We start from the raw sequence: 20,901 nt of genomic DNA, 5'->3' as shown, positions 1-20,901 counted from the left end.
ACACACTCCTCGCCTTTTACTACCAGAGAGCTATTGAAGCGCGGGCGCTGCCGTGCGATTTTTCCTGTCGTCAGCTCAGAGCGAGATAGGGCGCCAACGGCTACGAAGTCTTGTGTAGCGACATCGCCTCAAGCTGATGCGCTGTGGGCGCGCCCTCACTGCCAAGTTTCTGATTCGCCAACGACGCCCCAACTTCCGCAATGATGCAAGTTGCATACAAGTACGATAGCATCGCCGGACACAACAATCGGGTCACTCCTTTATACCGCTCAGGGAAGACAGCGGCAGACGCAAGCGAGACAAGAATGCGATGCCCTCTGCAATTATTCCCTACACCCATCGATCTCCGCTCCAATAAGATGCTTAGAATAATCGCCGCAGCCTCAATCCTCGCCATGATCAGTGGCTGCGCAAGCCAGGCGAAGCCGAATTTTATAAATGGACGGTATTTTATGGGAGGAGACGATATCTGCTCCTCATACCGGATGCTGTCGCCCACCAGAATCATGTGTATAGACTCTGGGGGGCGTGAGAGAGGATACAGGGATGCCATGACAAACCAAGAATTGCTGGCGTATCAATACAATCAGCAATTGGAAATCCAGCAGATGCAGCAGTTCACGCAGCAATTGCAGGCGCAGCAAGTCCAACAACCGAATTATCTGCAACAGATTCCGCAATACCAAGCCCCTGCAGCTGCACCCGTGACGCGACCCGGCGGAAATCAGGTCAGGTGCATCACGGCCGGCATATACACAAACTGCAGGTATTAAGGCGAGCTGCAGCGCCCAAACGACCGTCTGAACGCAGGTTGTCCATGCCCTCCCGCCTCTGCGCGGCGTGGCCATGTACAGGATCGGCATGGTTCCCATTCTTGCAATAGCGGCGCCGGAACCCCTTTTGCGACTTAGTACCCGGTGGAATCATCGTCAGGAAGCTGACCGGTTTCGATGAGCAAAAGAAATTGAGGTTCTGAGACGATATACGCATGTTGCCGTCTGGCCCTCTCAACCTTCGTCGGCCCCGCGTTCGGTCCAGCACAAAGAAAGGTCAGATTCTTGGTAACAGACTTGCAAACCCTTAGGTCGACGTCAGCTGCCTTCGCCTCAAGCTCTGCACGCAACACCGATGGGAAGCCCGTAAACAGAATCTGGGCACGCCTGTCCGATGGTCCGTTCGAACCGCGTCGGATAGGTGGAGGCCCTTCGGCGTATGGCTCAACCAAGAGTGCATCGCTGTTCCGTAGATACTCGATCACGCGGTCTTTTCGGAAAGTCCGCGGTGCTTGAGCCCTAGTACAGATGCCGCGAATGTAGTGCCCGACCTCGGCCCAATTCGTCACGACATATTCCTTCGTGTCGCCCTTCTGACTCTTGTAGATGAACGCCAAGTCAACCATGCCCGCCTCCTATCCTGTGGTGACGCTCCTAAGCAGCCCTGAAACCAGGGGAGCCTAGCGTGGGCGGCCCGCTGCATGCATCAGGGAAGTCCCAACGCCATTTAGACCTTTTGATCTCAGATATGCATAACGCTTGAATCATCGACCCCAATGAAAATAGTCCGCACGCCGCGGGCCATTCGCAATGTCACTTGGGCAGGTTACTTCTGTTCCTTCTTACTAATGTCGATGAGTAAAAAGCGCCGTTACATTACCTGCAGCGCTCGACGGCCGTGGTCATGGAGCGGGTGGCTGGTGGGTCAGCGTCGTAGGACGGCATCTGCAGGAGCCCCACCGCGCGCGTCGACAACGGCACGTCGCGCGCGCCGCCATTCTCGGTCAGCGGCAGGTGAGCCACGCGAGCCTCCAGATCCACGGTATCGCCGGTTTGGGGGCTCCGTGGGGGAATCCTGGGGCAGAGCACCGATTATATGTGTCTCAAAGCGTGCTTTTGCGGCGTGCCTGAAGAAGGTGAAAATTCCCCAAAGCCTTGCTGGACAAGGGATTGCGGGGTTTTGTCGGGGGAAGTGAGAAAGTGCCTTAAAAGGCTGGTGGTGCGAGGGAGGGGACTCGAACCCCTACACCATTGCTGGCGTCAGGACCTAAACCTGGTGCGTCTACCAATTTCGCCACCCTCGCGGTCCATGCGTGCCGGCCCGGGCGGGCCGTCGCTTGCTCGTTTCTGGCCGTGGCGGCGGTGGCAAATAAAAAAGGCGGCTGGAACTGCCCGCCCTTCTTTTCGCGCGGCCCGGTGTGTAGCCCGGGCGGCCGACGTGCCGTGCGCTGGTAGCGCAACGAGGCAGCGGATTGTAGCGCAAGCGGGCGGCCGAATCCAGCCCCCCGTCCTGCGGGGCGCCTGTGCTAGGCGGCCGCGCTGGATGCAGGCGACGGCCTGCAGCGTGGCGCTGGCTTCGGAACCGAGGCCGATCTGGGGGGGCGTCTTCGCCCACCGGAGCACGAAACCGGTCTGGCAGGAGGAGGCGGCGCGCGGCACAAAGCGCGGCACGGTTCTTTGCGTTGCGAGCATCGACTGGAACGGGGGTGGAGGCAGCCGACGTGCGGCGCGTGGGATACCCCGCTGATGCGCTTCACGGCACGGCGATCCTCATATTTTACCCGGATGTTATTGACGCGTTATTTTGCCCGGGTAATAATTGCGGAATCGGAACTTGCCAGCGATGGCGCAAAGGATGCGAGGCCCCACCCTGCTCAACCTCACGCGCTATCACACGCGCGTCCGAGCGATGGTCAACCCATCACGATGCGGAACGACTCAAGGATTGACGATGACCGACAAACGCGAACTGAAGCGACAGTATCTCGAGACCACAACACGCGCGGGCGTGTACGCGATCCGCAACCTGGTCACTGGCAGGGTGCTGGTCAAAGGCAGCACCAATGCGCAGGGAGCACTCAACCGGCACCGATTCGAGCTGAAGCATGGCGCCCATGCCAATGCGCTGCTGCGCAAGGACTGGGCCGAACACGGCGAGTCGAGCTTTGTCTTCGAAGTGCTCGACATGGTCAAGCCTCGCGAAGAGCCTGGCTTTGATGTAGCGCGGGAGCTGGAAACACTGGTTGAACTATGGCGCCAGGAGACGCAGCGCGAGGGCGGATCGGGATACGAAGAAGAGAGGCATACGGCATGAACACGTCCGGACTGGCTCTATGCATGGCCATTCAGCAAGCCCATGCCAGCTTCCGCCTCAAGATCGACGACGAACTGGGCAGGCGCCACGGCATCGACTTCAGTGATTTCGTGCTTCTGGACCGGCTGGCCCGCAGCGAGGGCGGCCGGGCCAGCCTCCAGGAATGCGTACGGCCGCTTGGACTGCAACGCTCGGCTATCCTGAAACGCCTGCTGGCCCTGGAAAAGATCGGCCTCGTCGAGCGCAGCGACGTGGATGGTGATCGGCGGGTCGTCCTTCGCCCTGCCGGGAGAGCGCTCGTGAACACCGCGAGAGAGACCGTCAGCTGGGTTAGCGAAGAGGCCATTGCCGATATCGGGATCGCCCCCTCTTCCGCTGCGTCGATGCAAGCGTCGCTGAGCACGCTGGCCGATGCACCAGCGCTGGCATTGTTCTGACGCTGGCGACCTCTGCCAGCGCGGCGGCTTGAGCGTCTAAACCTGCCCGGGCACCTTCCCTCACTCAGCCCGCAAATACGCGCAAACCGCCCGCGTCAGCTCCCCATCCATCGCCTCGTCCTCCAGCCCCAAGGGGCCGGGATTGTTGACCACGGCGTTGTTCAGCGTGGCGAACAGCAGCTGGAAGCCGAAGCGGATGCGCAGTTCGCGGCCGGGCCCGGCCGGCAGGCCGCGCATGCGCGCTACCCTGGGCACCATGGCGTCGACGTAATCGCGCCCGAGCTGCTTGATCGCATCCCAGCTGCGCGGATCACGGCTGCGCTGCATTTGCGAGGCGCGCACCACGCCCTCGTGCCGGCAGTACCAGCCGCGCATCGAACGGACAATCAGCGCGATGCCTTCGTCCAGTTCCCACTCGCGAGAGTCGAGCTGCTCCGCTACGGGGCCGCGCTCCACCTGCGAGGCCTCAATGGTCAGTGCCTGCAGCGCCTGGAAGAAGGCGTCCTTGCTCTCGAAGCGGCGGTAGAAGGCGCCGGTGGTGACGTGGGCGCCGGCGCACAGCTCCTCCACCGTCATGCCGTCCAGGCTGCGCGTGCGCAGCAGCTGCCGCCCCGATTCCAGCAAGGCGTCCGCCGTGCGCCTGCCGCGCGTGTAGCGCGGCGGCGTGAAGCCTGCCTGGCCGTCGAGCGGCGCCAGGCCGTCCGGCTCGGTCAGCGCTTTCGTCATGGTTTTCCCTTCCCGATCTTGTCTTGACCGAACAAATGGTATTCCATACTATCAATTGAAAAGATAACGACGACTACCAATTTATGCCGCAGCCCTGCCTCCCCGCAGTCCGGCGGCAGAGCAGGACAACCCGTCACACGGAGACCAGCAGACCATGAGCAACGCAGCCCCCCTGGCGCAGCCGACCCAGGCCACCGCGCCGTCCGTCGTGCGCGCAGGCGCCCTCAAGACCTCCTTCACCGTCACGCCGGTCACGCCGGTGATCGGCGCCGAAATCGGCAACATCGACCTGAGCGTGACGCCGGACGACGCCACCTGCACGGCGCTGCGCGAAGCGCTGGTGCGGCACAAGGTGCTGGTCTTCCGCGAACAGGACATCAGCCCCGCGGCCCATGTGGCGCTGGCACGCCGCTTCGGTGAACTGGAAGTGCATCCGGTGTTTCCGCACCACGCGGACCATCCGGAACTGGTGCTGCTGGGCGGCAGCGAGAGCAGCCGGGCGCGCGAAAACATCTATCACAGCGATGTCTCATGGCGTGAGATTCCCTCGATGGCGTCGATGTTGCGCTGTGTGGAGTGCCCCGCGGCCGGCGGCGACACGCTGTGGGTGAACATGGCCCATGCCTATGCGCAGCTGCCTGAAGAGGTGAAGACGCTGCTCGACGGCCTGTACGCCGCGCACGACATCATGCCGGCCTTCGGCTCGCGCATGACGCCCGAACAACGCGAAGAAAGCCGCAGGAAGTTCCCGCCCGCGCTGCATCCGGTCGTGCGCACCCACCCCGAGAGCGGCGAGAAGATTCTCTACGTGAACGAGGCCTTCACCACCCACCTGGTCAACTACGGCGAGAAGGCCCGCGTGCGCGTGGGCTTCGACTTCCGCCTCGGCGAGATGGACCTGCTGCAGTACCTGTTCCGGCAGGCGGCCATTCCCGAGTACCAGATGCGCCTGCGCTGGCGCCCAAACACCATCGCCTTCTGGGACAACCGCGCCACGCAGCACTACGCCATCCAGGACTACTTCCCCGCGGTGCGCCGCATGATGCGGGCCACGATCATCGGCGACAAGCCGTTCTGAGCCACGCCCCTGCGCGGCGGCTGCTCTCCTCAGGGGCGGCACGCCTGCTGCGCAGGCTCATGCCTGATCCGCCTCAGGCCCGCGCAGGCTCCCCATCGGGCTCGTCGCCCGGGCGCGCGGCCTGCGCCGCCGGCACCGCACGCGCGCCTTCAACCTCCGGCCGCTTCACGCGGAACCACGCCGCGTACAGCGCGGGAAGGAACAGCAGCGTCAGCACGGTGGCCACGATCAGCCCGCCCATGATGGCCACCGCCATCGGGCCCCAGAATCCCGAGCGCGAGAGCGGAATCATGGCCAGCACGGCAGCGGCGGCCGTCAGCACGATGGGCCGGCAGCGGCGCACGGCCGATTCGACGATGGCGTTCCAGGCCGGCACGCCCGCCTTGCGATCCTGCTCGATCTGGTCGACCAGGATCACCGAGTTGCGGATGATCATGCCCAGCAGCGCGGTGATGCCCAGCTGCGCCACAAACCCCATCGGCGCGCGCAGCATCAGCAGCGTGGCGGCCGCGCCGATCAGGCCGAGCGGGCCGGTCAGGAAGACCATCAGCGCGCGCGAGAAGCTGTGCAGCTGCAGCATCAGCAGCGTGAAGATCAGGAACAGGCAAAGTGGCATCTGCGCAACGATGGAGCCCACTGCCTTGCCGCTTTCCTCCTCGGCGCCGGCCACGTCGATGCGGTAGCCCGGCGGCAACTGCGCGCGCAGCTTGTCCATGCCGGCCTTGAGCTGGGCGGTCACGGTCGGCCCCTGGATGCCGTCCGCCACGTCGGCCTGCACCGTCACGCCGAAGTCGCGGTTCTCGCGCCACAGCACGCCGGGCTCGGAGCGCAGCGTGATGCGCGCCAGTTGCGTGAGCGGCACCACGCGCCCGCTGGCCGTGGGCACCAGTGCATTGTTCAGGTCCGACATGGCATCGCGTTCGTCGCGCGCGGCGCGCATCACGATGTCGATCAGCTTGTCGCCGTCGCGGTACTGCCCCACCGGCACGCCGGTCAGCACCGTCTGCATGGCCCGCGCGATGGCGCTGCTCGTCACGCCGAGCGCGCGCGCCTTGTCCTGGTCGATCTCCAGGCGCAGCATCTTGACGCTCTCGTTCCAGTTATCGTTGACGCCGACCGTATTGGGATTGGCCTCCATCAGCGTGCGTACCTCGTCGGCGAAGCGCCGCACCCCGGCCGCTTCCGGCCCGATCACGCGGAACTGCACCGGGTACGCCACCGGCGGCCCGTTGGGCAGCAGCTTGACTCTTCCGCGCAGTTGCGCAAAGTCGGTGGCCAGCAGGCGCTGCAGGCGCGCGCGCATGGCGTCGCGCTCGGCCAGGCTGGTGGGCATCACGATCAGCTGGGCCACATTGCTCTGCGGGAAGATCTGGTCCAGCGGCAGGTAGAAGCGCGGGCTGCCGGAGCCCACGAAGGTGGTCACGCTCTGCACCTGCGCGTCGCCGCGCAGCGCCCGCTCGAAGCGTTTGGCCTCGGCTTCGGTCTGGGCAAAGCTGGCCCCCTCGGGCAGCCACAGCTCCACCATCAGTTCGGGCCGGCTGGAGTCGGGGAAGAACTGCCGCTCGACGAATTGGAAGGCATAGATGCCGAGTGCGAACAGCGCCAGCGTGACCACGATCACCGACTTGCGCCAGGTGACGCACCAGTCGACCATGCGCCTGAAGCGCGCATAGAACGGCGTGTCGAAGACCTCGTGCGCGCCCCCGGCCGCCTGCCCTCCTTCAGCGCCTTCCGCGCGCGTTTTCAGCAGCAGATAGCCGAGGTAAGGCGTGAAGTACACCGCCGCCAGCCAGGACAGCACCAGCGCCAGCGCGGTCACCGCGAAGATGGCGAAGGTGTATTCGCCTACCGTCGAACGCGCCAGCCCCACCGGCAGGAAGCCGGCGGCGGTGATCAGCGTGCCGGTCAGCATCGGCATCGCGGTGGAGGTGTAGGCATAGGTGGCGGCGTCCATCTTGGACAGGCCCTCCTCCAGCTTGCGCACCATCATCTCGACCGCGATGATGGCGTCGTCCACCAGCAGCCCCAGCGCGACGATCAGCGCACCGAGCGAGATCTTGTGCAGGCCGATGCCGAAGATCGCCATGAAGAGGAAGGTCACGGCCAACACCAGCGGGATGGTCAGCGCCACCACCAGGCCCGGGCGCGGATCCAGCCGCAGCGGGCGCCGATGCAGGCCCAGCGACAGGAAGCTCACGCCCAGCACCACCACCACGGCCTCGATCAGCACCTGCACGAACTCGCCCACCGAATGCTGCACGGCCTCGGGCTGGTCCTGCACCTGGCTGATCTCCACGCCCACCGGCAGCTGGGTGCGCAGTGTGTCCATGGTGCGGCGCAGGTCCTTGCCCAGCGCGATGATGTCACCGCCCTTGGCCATCGAGATGCCCAGGCCGATGACTTCCTTGCCGTTGAAGCGCATCTTGCTCTGCGGCGGGTCGACATAGCCGCGGTAGACGCGCGCGATGTCGCCCAGGCGGATGTTGGCCACGCCGTCGGGGCCGCGCAGCACCAGCTTTTCCAGGTCGGCCACGTTGGCGAATTGGCCGGAGACGCGCACCTGCAGATTGTCGGTGGGCGTCACCAGCACGCCGCTGCCGCTCAGGTTGTTCTGCTGGCCGATCTGGTCGGCGATGGCGTTGATGTCCAGCCCGAGCTGCGCCATGCGCGCCTGGTGGAACTCGATGTAGACCTTCTCGTCCTGCAGGCCCAACAGGGAAACCTTGGCCACCGAAGGCACGCGCAGCAGCTGCTGGCGCACCAGGTCGGCATACTCGCGCAGCTCCTTGTAGCTGAAGCCGTCGGACGACAGCGCGTAGATCGAGCCGTAGACATCGCCGAACTCATCGTTGAAGAACGGCCCGCGCACGCCGGCCGGCAGCGTCGCGGCGATATCGCCCACCTTCTTGCGCACGGTGTACCAGATGCGGGCGGTATCGGCCGCCGGCGAGGTGTCCTTGAGCTGGAAGATGATGGTGGTCTCGCCCGGCTTGGAGAAGCTGCGAATCTTGTCCGCGTAGGGCACTTCCTGCAGCTGGCGCTCGATCTTGTCGGTCACCTGCACCGCGATCTGCTCGGCGGTGGCACCCGGCCAGAAGGCTTGCACCACCATCAGGCGGAAGGTGAAGGGCGGGTCCTCGTCCTGCCCCAGGCGGAAGAAGGCCAGCGCGCCGGCGACCAGCAGCACCACCAGCAGGTAGCGCGTCAGCGGCTGGTGCTCCAGCGCCCAGCGCGACAGGTTGAAGCGGGCTCGTTCCATTGCGCCGCCCTCAGCCGCGGGCCGCGGCCGGCACAGAGGCCGGCACCGCGCCTTGCAGCGGCTTGACCTTCTGGCCTGGCTTGAGCAGGTGCACGCCGGCCGTGACCACGCGCTGGCCTGGCGACAGGCCCTGGCTCACCACGACCTCGTTGCCCACCGGTGCGCCCAGCGTCACCGCCACCGGCCGCACGGTGCCGGCGCCATCCTTGCCGGCCTCGTAAAGCCAGACCTGGTCCCGCCCGCGCACCTGGTGCAGCGCGCTCAAGGGCACGCGGATGGACGGCGCCGAGCCGCCGCGCGTGAAGGTGACGGCGGCCGTCATGCCGATCTTCAGGCCGGGCGGCGGCGCGGGAATGCTGACGCGGGTGGCATAGGTGCGCGTGACCGGATCGGCAGCGCCGGCGATCTCGCGCACGCGGCCGGGCATGATCCGGCCCGGCTCGGCCCAGGTGTGGATGGTGACGTCGGTGATGCCGCGCAGCGCGTCCACCTGGTCTTCCGGCAGGCCGATCGCCACCTCTTTCTCGGCGGTCTGCGCCACGCGGATCACCGACTGGCCGGCGCTGACCACCTGCCCCACCTCGGCGTCGACGGCAGTGACCACGCCATCGGCGTCGGCATGCAGCACGCCGTAGCCGGTCTGGTTGGCCTGGCCGCGCAGGTTCGCCTCGGCCTGGCGCAGCTTGGATTCGGCCGCGTCGAGGGTGGCGCGGCGACGGTGCTGCTCGGCCGCGCTGATGAAGCCCTTGGCGAACAGTTCGTCGTAGCGCTTCATGTCGGATGCGGCCAGGTCGCGGTCGGTCTTGGCGGCGTCGTATTGTGCCCGCGCGCCGGCCTCGGCCAGGCTCAGGTCGGCCACGTCCAGCCTGGCCAGCGGCTGGCCGCGGCGCACCGTGGCGCCGGCATCGACCAGCCTCGCCGCAATCTTGCCGCCGACGCGGAAACCGAGGCGGGATTCCACACGCGGCCGTACCTCGCCCGAGAAGGACAGCGCCGTGCCGCCCGCGTCAGCCTGCACCTGCATCAGGCGCACCGGGCGCACGATCTCGACCGGCTCCGGCGTCTTGCCGCAGCCGGCGGCCAGCAGCGCCAGGCCGAGCGCAGCGGCCAGCCGCGGCCATGGCCGCATGATGATGCGGGAGGCGGCGCCCGGCGCCGCCAGCAGGGGGCGATCGGGACAAAACTGGACTGCGGCCGCGGCTTCCGGCCGGAGACATGGCACAGGCATGGGTGAGCTTCAGATCCGAGACGGGTGTTGCAAAGGCGTCTTGCAAAGGCCCGGTTGGCCACGGCAAATGCCGCGCAGGACAAGGCCGGCGAAGGGGCCGGCCTGCATAAATAACTTTTTGGTCAGCAATATAACGACCCCGGCCGGGTGCGTCAAACGACAGATGCGCGGCAGACTGCCACACAGCGGCGCCGCCCACGCAAGCGCGGCGGAAGCGCAACCCAAGCGACCTGCGTCCCCTCCCCGGCCGGCGTGCCGGCGATGCTACAATCCGGCCCGCCGCTGGCGCCACCGCGCGCTCGCTGCATGCGCCCGGCCCGGCCCCGCGCAAGGCGCCGCCGGCACCGCGGGGAGCTGCTGCCCCAGCGCCCGTTCCGCCGGCCTGCGCCGACGCCCCCACACCACCGACACGAGAACGGCGTGACGCCCGACCAGTATTGCCAAGACAAGGCCGCCCAGAGCGGCTCCAGCTTCTATTACAGCTTCCTGTTCCTGCCGCCCGAGCGGCGCCGCGCCATCACCGCGCTCTACGCCTGGTGCCGCGAGGTCGACGATGTGGTTGATGACAGCCATGATGCCGCCCTGGCCCACCAGCGCCTGGACTGGTGGCGCGCGGAATTGGCACGGCTGTTCGACGGCAAGCCCACCCATCCCGTCACCCAGGCGCTGCAGCCGCACCTGGCGGCCTGCGGCATGCAGGCCTCGGAGCTGGGCGAGGTGCTGGACGGCATGGAAATGGACCTGACGCAGACGCGCTACCTCGACGAGATCGGCCTGACGCGGTATTGCCACTGCGTGGCTGGCGTGGTCGGCGTGATGAGCGCGCGCATCTTCGGCTACAGCGACCCGCGCACGCTGGAGTTCGCCGAGAAGCTCGGCCAGTCGCTGCAACTCGTCAATATCCTGCGCGATGTGGGCGAAGACGCGCGGCGCGGCCGCATCTACCTGCCGGTCAATACGCTGCAGCGCTTCGAGGTGCCGGCCGCCGAGATCCTGAAGGGCACCGACTCCGACCGCTTCGTCGCCCTGATGCGCTACCACACTGAGCGCGCACGCACGCTGTACCGCGAGGCGCTGGAGCTGCTGCCCCACGCCGATCGCCGTGCCCAGCGCGCCGGCCTGGTGATGGGGGCGATCTACCACACCCTGCTCGACGAGATCGAGGGCAGCGACTTCCAGGTGCTGAACCAGCGCATCGGCCTGACGCCGCTGCGCAAGCTGTGGATCGCCTGGAAGACCTGGCTGGGCAACCGCTGAACCTGCGCCACCAGGGCTGATGGCGCCCCGCGGGACGCCATCGCTGGCAAAATGGCCGCTTCCGCGCCGGCCCCGGCCAGCCGCCCTGATGTCTTCCCTCCGCACCTGACATAGCGATAGCCGCCATGCAACAGATCACGCCCGCCCTGGGCCAAGCCATCCTCGACCGCGCCGACCATCTCGCCCGCCACTCCGACATGGAAGGCGGCCTCACCTGCGCCTTCCTCACCCCCGCCCACCGCGCCGCCCAGGCCCAGCTTGCCCAGTGGATGGAAGCGGCCGGCATGGAGGTACGCATCGATGCCATCGGCAACGTGATCGGACGCTATGCGGCGGAGCAGGCCGCCGGCCCCGATGCGCGCGTGCTGATGACCGGCTCGCACTTCGACACCGTGCGCAACGGCGGCCGCTACGACGGCCGCCTCGGCATCCTGCTGCCGATCGCCGTGGTCGACGCGCTCAACCGCGCCGGCATCCGCCTGCCGTATCACTTCGACGTGGTCGCCTTCGCCGAGGAAGAAGGGCTGCGCTTCAAGACCAGCTTCCTCGCCAGCAGCGTCCTGGCGGGCCGCTTCGATCCCGCCCTGCTGGCACGGCGCGACGCCGACGGCATCTCGCTGGGCGATGCGCTGGCCGCCTCCGGCCTGCCGGGCGGCGGTGATGCAGCAGCCTTGGCCGCAGCGGCGGTCGATGCCGCGAGCCTGCTGGGCTTCATCGAAGTGCACATCGAACAGGGTCCGGTGCTGCTGCACCACGGCCTGCCGCTGGGCGTGGTGACCCAGATCGCCGGCAGCAGCCGCTTCCAGGTGCGCCTGACCGGCGTGGCCAGCCATGCCGGTACCACGCCGATGACCATGCGCACCGACGCCGCGGCCGCCGCCGCCGAAATGGTGCTGCTGGTGGAACAGCGCTGCGGCGAGGTGCCGACGCTGGTGGGCACCGTGGGCCAGCTCGAGGTGCCCAACGGGTCGAGCAATGTGATCCCGGGCGCCTGCAACTTTTCGATGGACATCCGCGCCGGCGAGGACGGCATCCGCGAGGCGGCCATCGCCGACATCCTGGCGGGCATCGAACGCATCGCCGCGCGGCGCGGCGTGACGGCCCAGGTCGAGCGCGTGACGCCGGTCAACAACGCGCCTTGCGCGCGCTGGCTGATGGACCGGTTCCGCGCGGTGCTGGCCAAGCGCGGGCTGGAGCCCTTCGAACTGCCCTCGGGTGCCGGCCACGACGCCATGATGATGCAGCGGATCACCGACGTGGCCATGCTGTTCGTACGCTGCGGCAATGGCGGCATCAGCCATAACCCGCTGGAGACCATCACGGCCGAGGACGCGCAGCTTGCTGCCGAAGTGCTGGTGGATTTCCTGCGCCACTTCCAGCCGCGCGCCTGATCGGCCCTGCGGGGGCATGGGGCGTGGCGGCGGGTGGCCTGGGTAAGGACGAACGGCGGGGAGGGCGGCGCTCAGCCGCCGCCGTACATCTCGCGGCCCAGGTCGTAGAGGCTCTGCCGCAACCGACGGCGCTCGTCCGGCGAAAGCCGGTCGCCGTGCGCGCTACGCTCGCTGCCTTCGCGCTCCGCGCGGTGCCGTTCCCGATCCCTGTCGCCATGGCGCCTGCTGTCATGCTGCCGGGACCGTTCGGCGCTGAACTCGCCGCCGTGCATCAGGCGCCCGATGCCGGCCGATTGCGCCTGCACGGCGGGGCTGCCAAGCAGCGCCGTCGCGGCCAGGACGAGGCACAAGTGCGCGCCAGCGGCGCGACACAGGGTATGCCCGGGCCGGATGCGGTTCACTTTCATCGATAATGGCGGTTTTGGCTTGGCATAATGAAGGCATAATCGCCGCCGCAAGCCGGGAATCCCGTCTCCCCTGCGCGCGAGTGACACGTGGTGCGTGAACACGATGCAGCATGGCGCGCACCATCGCGCCAGGGGCGCGGGAGCGGTATGCGCAGTGTAAAGGCGGTGCGCCTGCACGCTGCCAAACCGCAGGGTAAAGTATGTAACGTTTTGTTAAGCCATTTTGAGCGAAAGCGATAGTCGCTAAGATACCGCCATGGAAAATACCAGCCACAAGATTCTTGTCGTGGACGACGATCCGCGTCTGCGCGATCTGCTGCGCCGCTACCTGGGCGAGCAGGGCTTCACGGTGCTGGTGGCGGAAAACGCCACCGCCATGAACAAGCTCTGGCTGCGCGAACGCTTCGACCTGCTGGTGCTCGACCTGATGATGCCGGGCGAGGACGGCCTGTCGATCTGCCGCCGCCTGCGCGGCGCCAACGACCAGACGCCCATCATCATGCTGACCGCCAAGGGCGAGGACGTCGACCGCATCGTCGGCCTGGAAATGGGCGCCGACGACTACCTGCCCAAGCCGTTCAACCCGCGCGAGCTGATCGCGCGCATCCACGCCGTACTGCGCCGCAAGGGCCCCGCCGAAGTGCCGGGCGCGCCGTCCGAAACGCCGGAGACCTTCGCCTTCGGCGACTTCGTGCTGAACCTGGCCACGCGCACGCTGACCAAGAACGACGAGGAAATCACGCTGACCACCGGCGAGTTCTCGGTGCTCAAGGTGTTCGCCCGCCATCCGCGCGCGCCGCTGTCGCGCGAGAAGCTGATGGAAATGGCGCGCGGCCGCGAGTACGAGGTATTCGACCGCAGCCTGGACGTGCAGATCTCGCGCCTGCGCAAGCTGATCGAGCCGGATCCGGGCAACCCGCGCTTCATCCAGACGGTCTGGGGCCTGGGTTACGTGTTCATTCCCGACGGCGTCAAGTAAGCACCCTTCCCAGCCTCCTCGATCGTGCCGACTGCACTCAGCCGCACGGCCACGCGCTTTTTCGGTTCGCTGTTCTGGCGGACCTTCATGCTGATCGCCCTGCTGCTGGCGATCTCGCTGGGCATCTGGTTCCAGAGCTATCGGCTCTTCGAACGCGCACCGCGCGCCCAGCAGGTCGCCATGCAGGTCGTCAGCGTGGTCAAGCTCACGCGCGCGGCACTGCTCTATTCCGACCCTGCGCGGCGTCGCTTCCTGCTGCTCGACCTGGTGCAGAACGAAGGCATCAAGGTCTATCCGCGCGAGCGGGAAGATGACTTCAAGGCGCCGACGGCCAACCCATTCCTGACCCAGCTCGTACAGCAGGAGATCCGCAACCGGCTGGGCGAGGAAACCGTCATCGCCACCACCGTCAACGACATCCCCGGCATCTGGGTCAGCTTCGAGATCGAGGGCGACGACTACTGGGTGGCCATCAGCCCCGAGCGCTTCGAGAGAGTCACCGGCGTGCAGTGGCTGTGGTGGAGCGTGGCCGCGCTGCTGCTGTCCATCTTCGGCGCGGCCTTCATCACGGCGCGCGTCAACTACCCGCTCAAGCGCCTGGCCGATGCCGCGCGCGCCATCGGCGCCGCAGGAGACCCGCCGATGCTGCCCGAGCACGGCGCCAGCGAGGTCGCGCAGGCCAATCACAGCTTCAACCAGATGGTGCGCGACCTGCGTCAGCTAGACGATGACCGCGCCGTGATGCTGGCCGGCATCTCGCACGACCTGCGCACGCCGCTCACGCGACTGCGCCTGGAGACCGAGCTGTCGCCCGCCGACGAGGCCACGCGCGACGCCATGATCGCCGACATCGAGCAGATGGACGCCATCATCGGCCAGTTCCTGAACTACGCGCGGCCGCCGCAGGAAACGTCCGAACCCGTCGACCTGTCGGCACTGGTGCAGGACGCCATCAGCGTCTATGCCGCGCATGACGACGTGCGGGTGCGCGTGCGCGCGAACGAACCGGTGATGGCGGTGGCCAACCGCATGGAGATCCAGCGCATTCTCGACAACCTGGTGGAGAACGCGCGCCGCTATGGCAAGGACGAAGACAGCGGCATGGCCGAGGTGGAGATCACCACCCGCGTCGATGACAAGGAAGCCGTGCTGACCGTGGCCGACCACGGCATCGGCGTGCCCGAATCCCAGCTCGCACTGCTAACGCGCCCCTTCTACCGGCTCGACAGCGCGCGCAGCGAGGCCAAGGGAACGGGCTTGGGCATGTCCATCGTCAACCGCATCCTGCAGCGCAACGGTGGGCGGCTGCTGCTGGCGAACCGGCCGCCGCCGGCAACCGGGCTGGTGGTCAGCGCCTGCTTCCGGCGCGCCTGAGGCAGCGCATCCGGCGCTGCCGGCCCGACACCACCTCTCCCCCTTCACCACGCGCCGGCACGCACCGGCGCGCCTCTGAAAGCACCCGCAATGCGCAGCATGCCGCCAAGCATCGCTTGGCGCACAGGCTGACAGGTTTTCGACAGCCTATGATAGGTATCTGAAAGGGCTTTGACAGCGATTTGACAGCGACTCGGCGCACACTTGACGCACTTGTGCAGCGGGCGCCGAAAGCACGCCTCCAACGGCCCTGACCACGCCCGCCGCACGATTCGCGCGGCCCGCCGCGCGCCTCACAAAACAGGCAGCCGGACCCCACCGGCCGCGTCAGAGAGACAAACATGTCAGCTACGCCCGCTCATAGTCAATCCGGGTTCCGCACGGTGTTCCGCGTCGTCAGCGGCAACTTCCTGGAAATGTACGACTTCATGGTGTACGGCTTCTATGCCGCCGCCATTGCCAAGGCCTTCTTCCCCACCCACAGTGAGTTCGCCTCGCTGATGCTGTCGCTGGCCACCTTCGGCGCCGGCTTCCTGATGCGCCCGCTGGGTGCCATCCTGCTGGGCGCCTACATCGACCACCACGGCCGCCGCAAGGGCCTGATCGTGACGCTAGCGCTGATGGCCATGGGCACGCTGCTGATCGCGCTGGTGCCGGGCTACGCCTCCATCGGCATCGCTGCGCCGCTGCTTGTGTTGTTCGGCCGCCTGCTGCAAGGCTTCTCCGCCGGCGTCGAGCTGGGCGGCGTCTCGGTCTACCTGTCCGAGATCGCCAAGCCGGGCCAGAAGGGCTTCTACGTGGCCTGGCAGTCGGCCAGCCAGCAAGTCGCGGTGATCTTCGCCGGACTGCTGGGCGTGCTGCTGCATTCCACGCTGGCGCCTGAGCAGATGAGCGACTGGGGCTGGCGCGTGCCCTTCCTGATCGGCTGCATGATCGTGCCCTTCCTCTTCCTGATCCGTCGCTCGCTGGAGGAAACCGAAGAGTTCAAGCAGCGCAAGCACCGTCCGAGCGTGAGCGAGATCTACCGCTCGATGATGGAGAACTGGGGCATCATCCTGGCCGGCTGCATGCTGGTGGTGATGACCACGGTGTCCTTCTACATGATCACCGCCTACACGCCGACCTTCGGCAAGACCGTGCTCAAGCTGGACGACGTCGACAACCTGCTGGTGACGATGTGCGTGGGCCTGTCCAACTTCATCTGGCTGCCGCTGATGGGCGCGGTCTCGGACCGCGTGGGCCGCAAGCCGTTGTTGGTCTTCTTCACGGCCGCCACGCTGCTGACCGCCTATCCCGCGATGTCGTGGCTGGTCAGCGCGCCCTCCTTCAGCCACCTGCTGATGGTGCAACTGTGGCTGTCCTTCCTGTACGGCAGCTATAACGGCGCCATGGTGGTCACGCTGACCGAGGTGATGCCCCCGGCCGTGCGCACCGCTGGCTTCTCGCTGGCCTACAGCCTGGCCACTGCGCTGTTCGGCGGCTTCACCCCGGCCATCTCGACCTACCTGATCCACGCCACCGGCAACAAGGCCGCGCCCGGCCTGTGGCTGACGTTTGCCGCGCTGTGCGGGCTGGTGGCCACGGTGGTCATCTTCCGCCGCGGGCGCCAGCCTGCGGCGCTGCAGACGGCCTGAGGGGCGCGTATGGGAGCGTTCGCGCCGCGTTGGTTTGCTCCACTCTCCCGCTTGCGGGAGAGGGGCTGGGGGTGAGGGCAGGCGCTTGCTGGCGGCGACGGGCTGGACAACGCCGACAGTTTCGTCTTGCCTTGGCGTGCTGGACAACACCGACGGCTTCGTTGTTCGTGGCGCCTTGCTAGACCACCCCTCTCCCCAACCCTCTCCCCATGAGGGGAGAGGGAGCCAAGACACTAAGCTTGGCGATTGGCGTTGGCGCATCCAGTCGGCTTCGGCAAGTGCCATGACTTTCGACCCGCGCCGGTTTGCTCCCCTCTCCCGCTTGCGGGAGAGGGGCCGGGGGAGAGGGCAGGCACCCGCAGCCACGTCACCGCATCAAATGCGCTAAGATCCCCCTGTCGCACCTCACCTCCTCAACGGCGGCCTGCGTGCTCCCTCGCCCGCTTTCCCCCCTGCAGTTCCCCCGGATTCCCCCGCTGTCACACGCCTGCCTATCGGCCTAGTTGAGAATATCAATTAGCCCAGTCAGCCCAGATGACGGATAATGTTCTTTCGTTGCGATGCAGCATCCTGCGGTTCGTCCGCGCCAGGCTGCGCATTGCGTGCGTTTCTTCAACCCAATCAGGAGAAGTCTATGAAGACCGTTGGTGACAAGCTCGAAGCTTTCCACGTCGTTGGTGTCAAGCCCGGTTTCAACAACCATGAAGAAAATGGTGTGTCGGCCTTCGAAGACATCACCGAGAAGTCGTTCGAAGGCAAGTGGAAGGTGATCTACTTCTACCCGAAGGACTTCACTTTCGTGTGCCCGACCGAGATCGTCGCCTTCGCCAAGCTGAACGAAGACTTCGCTGACCGCGACGCCATCGTGCTGGGCGGCTCGACCGACAACGAATTCGTGAAGCTGGCATGGCGCCGCGAACACAAGGACCTGAACAAGCTGAACCAGTGGTCGTTCGCTGACGTGACCGGTTCGCTGATCGACCAGCTGGGCGTGCGTGACCAGGCTGCTGGCGTTGCCCTGCGCGCCACCTTCATCGTCGACCCCGACAACGTCATCCAGCATGTTTCGGTGAACAACCTGAACGTCGGCCGCAACCCGGACGAAGTCCTGCGCCTGCTGGACGGTCTGCAGACCGACGAGCTGTGCCCGTGCAACCGCGCGGTCGGCGGCGCCACGCTGTAATCAGCCCGGCGATGCCGCGTACGCTGCCGGCGCTCTGGCCCGGACAGCTGCGTGCAGCGCTTGCGTGGGGTCCGCCCCACGCAGCCAAACCCGCGAATGCGGGTTTTTTGAGCCCCGAACGATAGGAGAATTTTATGGAATTCCTCGCTACGATCAAAAGCCTTATCCCCGACTACGCCAAGGACATCCGCCTGAACGTGGACGGCACCATCGCCCGTTCCTCGCTCGAAGGCAACGACGCGGCCGGTGTGGCGCTGGCGGCTGCCTTTGCGGCCAAGAGCAAGGTCATCGTGGACGCCATCCGCAATGGCGGCGTGCTGTCGCCCGAGGAAACCAACGCCGCGCTGACCGCCGCGGCGCTGATGGGCATGAACAATGTCTGGTACCCCTTCGTCGAGATGGCTGACGATCCGGACCTGTCGAGCCAGCCGGCCGGCCTGCGCATGAACGCGTACGCCACCCATGGCGGCGTGGACAAGCGCCGTTTCGAGATGTATGCGCTGGCCGCCTCCATCGTCGGCAAGTGCCACTTCTGCATCCAGTCGCACTACAAGCTGCTCAAGGACGAGCAGGGCATGACCGCCCAGCAGCTGCGTGACGTCGGCCGCATCGCCGCCGTGGTCGCAGCGGCGGCCAATGTGATCGCCGCGGAATAAGCCCGCGCCGCTCGCACTGAGCCGGTCCCTGGCGCGCGCTCCCTCTGCGGGAGCGCGCTGGCATACACATGCTGGGGGGGCCGGCGGACGGCTTTCCTGCGTTCGCGCACTGGAAAGCCTACAATCCATGGCAGGAGACCGCGCCAGCCCGGCGCCACATAGAGATTGCCGCCATGAGCATCCTGCCCTCACACACCTCCCCCCGCTTCCGCTATCGACTCGCCACCGTGACGGACTGGGGCGATATCGCGGCCATTACGCAGCAGGCGTATTCGCAATACCAGCTAGAGATCATGGAGGACTGCCGCGCCTCGTTCCAGCGCGGCATGCAATCGGTGCTGGCCGCATCGAGCGCGGACATGGAATGGTGGGTGGCAGAGACCGACCACGGCATCAGCGGCGCCGTGCTGTTCTGTCACCCGGGCGCGACACTGCCTGCGCTGGACGGCAGCACCGTCACGCTGAGCCTGCCGGAGGCACGCTTATTGGCGGTCAGCCGCGAGGCGCGCGGCCTGGGACTCGGCCATACGCTGATGCAGGTCTGCATCCAGCGCGCACGCGATATTGGCGCCCCGTCGCTGCTGGTACGCGCCATGCCCGAGATGCGCTCGGCCATACAGCTATGCGAGCGCATGGGCTTCGAGCGGCGCCACGAGGCTGGCGCGCGCAGCGGTGCGCTGGCGCGTGTGATCGATTTCAGCTATCCGCTGCAGCAGGCGCAGGCCAAATCCGCCGCCACCGCCACACCCTGACGGCAGGCGCTCAGCAACGCGGCCGGCCGCCCCGCGCGGGGGCGGCACAAGCTGCCTGCGGTGCCGGCGTCAGTCCTGTGCGGTGGCCAGCGCGCCGCGCCACAACAGCACCGCGGCCTGCGCCACGATGCCTTCCTGCTTGCCTTCGAAGCCCAGCTTCTCGTTGGTCTTGGCCTTGACGTTGCAGCGCCCCGGCGCCAGGTCCAGGTCTGCCGCCAGGTTGGCCACCATCGCGCCGATGTGCGGCGCGAGCTTGGGCGCCTGCGCAATCACCGTGGCATCCACATTGCCGATCTCATAGCCGGCCGCACGCACGCGGCGCGCCGCCTCGCGCAGCAGCACGCGGCTGTCGGCGCCGGCGAACTGCGGGTCGGTGTCGGGGAAATGGCGGCCGATGTCGCCCAGGCCGGCCGCGCCGAACAGGGCATCGGTGATGGCGTGCAGCAGCGCGTCGGCGTCGGAATGGCCCAGCAGGCCGCGGTCGTGCGGAATCTCCACGCCGCCCAGGATCAGCTTGCGTCCGGGCACCAGGGCGTGCACGTCATAGCCCTGGCCTACGCGAATGTCGAACGGTGTCATGCGTCGCTCGCTCCTTGATGAGAATCACGAGAATCAGAATCACGGGAATCGCCAGCCGCCGGGCCGCCAAGCAGCACCTCGGCCAGCGCGAAATCTTCGGGGTAAGTGACTTTGAAATTGCGCAGCGAGCCATTGACCAGCCGCGGCCTGAGCCCCAGCCGCTCGATGGCGCTGGCCTCGTCGGTCACCACCGCACCCTCGGCCAGTGCCTCCTCCAATGCCTGGCGCAGCACACCCACGCGGAACATCTGCGGCGTCTGTGCCTGCCACAAGCCTTCGCGCGACACGGTGGCGCCGATGCGTGCATCGTCGGCCGCCCGCTTGAGCGTGTCCGGCACCGGCACCGCCAGGATGCCGCCAATGGCCGCAGTGGGGCCGTCCTCCTCCACCGCGCGGATCAGCGTGTGGATCATGGCGGGCGTCAGCCCCGGCCGGGCCGCATCGTGCACCAGCACCCAGTCGCTGTCGGTGGCACCGAGCTGGGCCAGATGGTGCAGCCCCGCCAGCACGGAGGCGTGGCGCGAGTCGCCGCCCACGAACGCGGTATCGAAGCGCAGCCCGGCGAACGCCGCGGCGCCGAAGCGTGATTCCAGCGGCATATCATCCGGCGCCAGCACCAGCGCGGTAGCGCTGATGGCATCGCAGGCGGAGAAGGCGGCCAAGGCATACCAGAGCATGGGATGACCCGCGATGGTCTGGTACTGCTTGGGCAGAGGACCGCCGGCGCGGCTGCCGGTACCGGCACAGGGAATCAGGGCAAAGTGGCGGTCGGACACAACAGGGCTATCGGAGTGGCAAAGGATGGTGGATTCGGCCCCCGCATGTGCGGCGCCGGCTTGCCGGCCCGGCACGACGGCGATTGCTTTGGCCAGCG

At 66.8% G+C, this 20,901-nt stretch carries 19 protein-coding genes and 1 tRNA gene; 12 read left to right on the top strand and 8 right to left on the bottom strand.

From position 1 onward, the window contains the following. Window positions 1-551: 551 nt before the first annotated feature. Window positions 552-773, top strand: coding sequence for a hypothetical protein (locus AC1Z3O_RS08050; protein ID WP_483514992.1), 222 nt, complete (start codon window positions 552-554; stop codon window positions 771-773). A gap of 876 nt (window positions 774-1,649) precedes the next feature. Here AC1Z3O_RS08050 and AC1Z3O_RS08045 read toward each other — a convergent pair. Next, the gene (locus AC1Z3O_RS08045; protein ID WP_483514990.1) at window positions 1,650-1,814 is read right to left on the bottom strand and encodes a hypothetical protein; all 165 of its coding nucleotides are present in this window, start codon (window positions 1,812-1,814) and stop codon (window positions 1,650-1,652) included. A 176-nt stretch (window positions 1,815-1,990) separates the two neighbouring features. Next, window positions 1,991-2,077 (bottom strand) — tRNA-Leu (locus AC1Z3O_RS08040). Window positions 2,078-2,724: 647 nt separating this feature from the next. On the opposite strand from AC1Z3O_RS08040, the gene AC1Z3O_RS08035 reads away from it, so the two are divergent. Together AC1Z3O_RS08035 and AC1Z3O_RS08030 are read left to right on the top strand one after the other, a co-directional pair. Continuing rightward, window positions 2,725-3,087, top strand: a complete 363-nt coding sequence (locus tag AC1Z3O_RS08035; protein ID WP_483514989.1) for a GIY-YIG nuclease family protein — start codon at window positions 2,725-2,727, stop codon at window positions 3,085-3,087. Continuing rightward, window positions 3,084-3,524, top strand: coding sequence for a MarR family winged helix-turn-helix transcriptional regulator (locus AC1Z3O_RS08030; protein ID WP_483514988.1), 441 nt, complete (start codon window positions 3,084-3,086; stop codon window positions 3,522-3,524). The genes AC1Z3O_RS08035 and AC1Z3O_RS08030 overlap by 4 nt, the downstream gene beginning before the upstream one ends. A 60-nt stretch (window positions 3,525-3,584) precedes the next feature. Here the strand turns inward: AC1Z3O_RS08030 and AC1Z3O_RS08025 are convergent, their stop codons facing one another. Next, the gene (locus tag AC1Z3O_RS08025) at window positions 3,585-4,250 is read right to left on the bottom strand and encodes a TetR/AcrR family transcriptional regulator (protein ID WP_483514986.1); all 666 of its coding nucleotides are present in this window, start codon (window positions 4,248-4,250) and stop codon (window positions 3,585-3,587) included. Window positions 4,251-4,404: 154 nt separating this feature from the next. Between AC1Z3O_RS08025 and AC1Z3O_RS08020 the strand changes: the two genes are divergently transcribed. Next, window positions 4,405-5,328: a TauD/TfdA dioxygenase family protein gene (locus AC1Z3O_RS08020; RefSeq protein WP_483514984.1), complete on the top strand. Its 924-nt coding sequence runs from the start codon at window positions 4,405-4,407 to the stop codon at window positions 5,326-5,328. 73 nt (window positions 5,329-5,401) lie between these two features. On the opposite strand, the gene AC1Z3O_RS08015 is transcribed toward AC1Z3O_RS08020, so the two are convergent. Together AC1Z3O_RS08015 and AC1Z3O_RS08010 are read right to left on the bottom strand one after the other, a co-directional pair. Then, complete coding sequence (locus tag AC1Z3O_RS08015) at window positions 5,402-8,587, bottom strand: efflux RND transporter permease subunit (RefSeq protein ID WP_483514983.1); 3,186 nt, start codon at window positions 8,585-8,587, stop codon at window positions 5,402-5,404. Between the two features lie 10 nt (window positions 8,588-8,597). Next, on the bottom strand, window positions 8,598-9,716 hold the full coding sequence (locus AC1Z3O_RS08010) for an efflux RND transporter periplasmic adaptor subunit (RefSeq protein WP_483514981.1): 1,119 nt from the start codon (window positions 9,714-9,716) through the stop codon (window positions 8,598-8,600). 519 nt (window positions 9,717-10,235) lie between these two features. Here AC1Z3O_RS08010 and hpnD point away from each other — a divergent pair. Together hpnD and AC1Z3O_RS08000 are read left to right on the top strand one after the other, a co-directional pair. Next, window positions 10,236-11,072, top strand: coding sequence for a presqualene diphosphate synthase HpnD (hpnD, locus tag AC1Z3O_RS08005; protein ID WP_483514980.1), 837 nt, complete (start codon window positions 10,236-10,238; stop codon window positions 11,070-11,072). Between the two features lie 125 nt (window positions 11,073-11,197). Continuing rightward, on the top strand, window positions 11,198-12,463 hold the full coding sequence (locus AC1Z3O_RS08000; protein ID WP_483514978.1) for a Zn-dependent hydrolase: 1,266 nt from the start codon (window positions 11,198-11,200) through the stop codon (window positions 12,461-12,463). Window positions 12,464-12,534: 71 nt separating this feature from the next. Here the strand turns inward: AC1Z3O_RS08000 and AC1Z3O_RS07995 are convergent, their stop codons facing one another. Next, entirely contained in the window at window positions 12,535-12,870 is a 336-nt protein-coding gene (locus AC1Z3O_RS07995; RefSeq protein ID WP_483514976.1) for a hypothetical protein, read from the bottom strand. Between the two features lie 256 nt (window positions 12,871-13,126). On the opposite strand from AC1Z3O_RS07995, the gene ompR reads away from it, so the two are divergent. The 6 genes from ompR to AC1Z3O_RS07965 all read left to right on the top strand — a co-directional run bounded on the left by ompR (window position 13,127) and on the right by AC1Z3O_RS07965 (window position 19,448). Then, a complete protein-coding gene (gene ompR, locus AC1Z3O_RS07990; RefSeq protein WP_483514975.1) occupies window positions 13,127-13,849 on the top strand; it encodes an osmolarity response regulator transcription factor OmpR in 723 nt (240 codons plus the stop codon). 87 nt (window positions 13,850-13,936) lie between these two features. Beyond that, entirely contained in the window at window positions 13,937-15,223 is a 1,287-nt protein-coding gene (locus tag AC1Z3O_RS07985) for an ATP-binding protein (RefSeq protein WP_483517546.1), read from the top strand. A 341-nt stretch (window positions 15,224-15,564) separates the two neighbouring features. Then, window positions 15,565-16,857 (top strand): tricarballylate/proton symporter TcuC, encoded by a 1,293-nt coding sequence (tcuC, locus tag AC1Z3O_RS07980; protein ID WP_483514973.1) that lies wholly within the window; start codon window positions 15,565-15,567, stop codon window positions 16,855-16,857. Window positions 16,858-17,491: 634 nt separating this feature from the next. After that, complete coding sequence (locus AC1Z3O_RS07975) at window positions 17,492-18,040, top strand: peroxiredoxin (protein WP_483514971.1); 549 nt, start codon at window positions 17,492-17,494, stop codon at window positions 18,038-18,040. A gap of 134 nt (window positions 18,041-18,174) precedes the next feature. Further along, the gene (locus AC1Z3O_RS07970; RefSeq protein ID WP_483514969.1) at window positions 18,175-18,696 is read left to right on the top strand and encodes a carboxymuconolactone decarboxylase family protein; all 522 of its coding nucleotides are present in this window, start codon (window positions 18,175-18,177) and stop codon (window positions 18,694-18,696) included. A gap of 173 nt (window positions 18,697-18,869) precedes the next feature. Further along, on the top strand, window positions 18,870-19,448 hold the full coding sequence (locus AC1Z3O_RS07965; RefSeq protein ID WP_483514968.1) for an N-acetyltransferase family protein: 579 nt from the start codon (window positions 18,870-18,872) through the stop codon (window positions 19,446-19,448). Between the two features lie 69 nt (window positions 19,449-19,517). Here AC1Z3O_RS07965 and ispF read toward each other — a convergent pair whose 3' ends face one another. Both ispF and ispD read right to left on the bottom strand, forming a co-directional pair. After that, window positions 19,518-20,027 carry a 2-C-methyl-D-erythritol 2,4-cyclodiphosphate synthase gene (gene ispF / locus AC1Z3O_RS07960; RefSeq protein ID WP_483514966.1) on the bottom strand — a complete coding sequence of 170 codons (510 nt, stop codon included), beginning with the start codon at window positions 20,025-20,027 and terminating at the stop codon, window positions 19,518-19,520. Then, window positions 20,024-20,803: a 2-C-methyl-D-erythritol 4-phosphate cytidylyltransferase gene (gene ispD, locus AC1Z3O_RS07955; RefSeq protein WP_483517545.1), complete on the bottom strand. Its 780-nt coding sequence runs from the start codon at window positions 20,801-20,803 to the stop codon at window positions 20,024-20,026. The genes ispF and ispD overlap by 4 nt, the downstream gene beginning before the upstream one ends. Window positions 20,804-20,901 lie beyond the last annotated feature (98 nt).

It is taken from the genome of Cupriavidus sp. 09_S30 (assembly GCF_056930435.1).
The sequence above is the reverse complement of the archived record's forward strand: the minus strand, read 5'-3'. Positions and strand labels throughout refer to the sequence as shown.